General features: G+C 70.9%; 2 protein-coding genes. One reads left to right on the plus strand and one right to left on the minus strand.

Annotation, left to right across the window (positions count from 1 at the left end; genetic code table 11):
• Positions 1-346 precede the first annotated feature (346 nt).
• Positions 347-799 carry an SRPBCC family protein gene (locus KN815_RS48770; RefSeq protein ID WP_216348157.1) on the minus strand — a complete coding sequence of 151 codons (453 nt, stop codon included), beginning with the start codon at positions 797-799 and terminating at the stop codon, positions 347-349.
• 158 nt (positions 800-957) lie between these two features.
• On the opposite strand from KN815_RS48770, the gene KN815_RS48775 reads away from it, so the two are divergent.
• Positions 958-2001 (plus strand): Rv2578c family radical SAM protein, encoded by a 1044-nt coding sequence (locus KN815_RS48775; RefSeq protein ID WP_216348158.1) that lies wholly within the window; start codon positions 958-960, stop codon positions 1999-2001.
• The last annotated feature ends 200 nt before the right edge of the window (positions 2002-2201 follow it).

A 2201-nucleotide genomic window follows, 5' to 3' on the forward strand; every position in this document is an offset into this window, starting at 1 on the left:
CCGGCGCCACCGGCCCCGTCGGTGCCGTCGTCGGTGGCGTGGGCGGGAGGGCCCGCCGGTTCGTACCCCCCGTGCCGCTCGTGGCTCTCTCGCCGCTTCGGCACGGTGGCCCCGGTGGTACCGGTGGTGCCGCCCACGTCCTTCTCCCCTCGTCACGCCTGCGCCGCCCATTTCTCGCATCACGCGCAACCAGGGGCAAACAGCGACGAATCACCGACGAGGGGTCATCGGCGGCATTCCCCCCGGTGGGAGTGTGTGCCGGGGGGATGCCGGACCGCGGGGAAAACCACCCGAACCGGTGAGTGCGGCGTTCGGTCCGGGGGACGGAATCAGGACGCGCCGAGCGCTACTGGGCGGCCCGGGCGGTCTCGGAGGCGAGCTTGGCCAGCAGCTCGTCGTAGATCCGGGCCAGCCCCTTGGGGGCGAAGGTCCGCTCGAAGAAGCCGCCGATGCCACTCGCGCCGGTCCAGGTCGAGGTGACGACGACCCGCGACTTGCCCTCACCCGCCGGGGTGACGGTCCAGGTGGTGACCATGGACGAGTTCCGGTCCTTCTCGACCAACTGCCCGTCGCTCGGCTCGGAGACCTCGAGCAGGCAGTCGCGCACCCGCTTGCTGGTGGCCTGGAGCTTCCAGTGCACGACGGTGCCCTCACCGTCGCCGCCCTCGCGCACCTCGTACTCGCTGAACTGCTGCGGAAGCAGCCGGGGACGGGTCTCGCGGTAGTCGGCGAGTGCGTCGAACACGTCCTCGGGCTTACCCGTGACGATCCGCTCCGTAGTGGCCTCGACCTGGCCCATCGCATGTCCCTCCGCGCTCGACGTGGCGTCCCCAGCCCGTGACGCCTTGACGAGCGCAAGCCAACCACCTCAGGGTCACCCGCCCAAATCGGGGGTTGACGAAAACCAATCAAACATGTGTTCTATTGTGGTACGAGCGAGACCCGGAGGTGCCTGCGATGCGCTGGGACAACCTGACCCGAGACGACACATCGGCCACCCCGGCCCTCTTCGCGGCGGACGCGGTGACCACCCGCACCTTCGACACCCCGGAGTTCCGCGGCATCACCTTCCATGAGATCCGGGCGCGCTCGATCATCAACCGGGTGCCCGGGGCCTCCCGGATGCCCTTCGAATGGACGGTGAACCCGTACCGCGGCTGCGCCCACGCCTGCGTCTACTGCTTCGCGCGCAAGACCCACAGCTATCTGGACCTGGACACCGGAATCGGCTTCGACTCCCAGATCGTGGTGAAGATCAACGCGCCGGAGCTGCTCCGCCGCGAGCTGGCCTCCCGCCGCTGGGCCGGTGACCACATCGCCATGGGGACCAACGTGGACTGCTATCAGCGCGCCGAGGGCCGGTATCAGCTCATGCCCGGCATCCTTACGGCGCTCGTGGAGCGCGCCAACCCCTTCTCGATCCTCACCAAGGGCACCCTGATCCTGCGCGATCTGGAGCTGCTGCGGCGGGCCTCACGCGTCACCGACATCGGCGTCTCGGTCTCGGTCGGCTTCACCGACGGCGAGCTGTGGCGCACCGTCGAGCCGGGCACGCCCTCGCCCGAGCGGCGCCTGGACGTCGTACGGACGCTGTCCTCCCACGGGATCCCGTGCGGCGTGCTGATGGCGCCGGTGATCCCCTTCCTCGGCGACTCCCCCGAGCAGTTGCGCGCCACCGTAAGGGCGATCGCTCAGGCCGGAGCCACCTCCGTGACCCCGCTGGTGCTCCATCTGCGCCCGGGCGCCCGCGAGTGGTTCACCACCTGGCTCACCCATCACCACCCTCGGCTGCTGCGGCGGTACGACGCGCTCTACGAGGGCGGCTCCTACGCCCCGAAGTGGTACCAGCGGCGGATCACCGGGATGGTCCACGACTTCGCCGCCGAGTACGGCATCGGCCCGTACGCGGCGGGCACGCACCGCAATGTGCCGGAGGAGCCGGCGGAGCCGGACGCCCGGGCCGACTCGCCGCCGGCGCCCGCCCAGCTTTCCCTGCTGTGAACACAGACGTGTGAGCACGCGCGTGTGAGTACGCGCGTGTGAGTACGCGCGCCACCGCCGTGAGCACACGCACCCCGCGGCGGGCGGTGTCCCCGCTGTCCCTCACGGCACCCGCGCCTCACCCACCTTCTCCGCCGCGCCGCCCTTGCCCGCCGGCTCCGGGGCGCCGCCGCCCGTGACGGCGCCCTCGCCGGTGATGC

Origin of the sequence: Streptomyces niphimycinicus, from assembly GCF_018883605.1 — a bacterium.
Lineage (GTDB): Bacteria > Actinomycetota > Actinomycetes > Streptomycetales > Streptomycetaceae > Streptomyces > Streptomyces niphimycinicus.

Coding starts and splice junctions, on each gene's coding strand:
- KN815_RS48770 (WP_216348157.1), bottom strand. CDS start 799: ATGGGCCAGGTCGAGGCCACTACGGAGCGGATCGTCACGGGTAAGCCC.
- KN815_RS48775 (WP_216348158.1), top strand. CDS start 958: ATGCGCTGGGACAACCTGACCCGAGACGACACATCGGCCACCCCGGCC.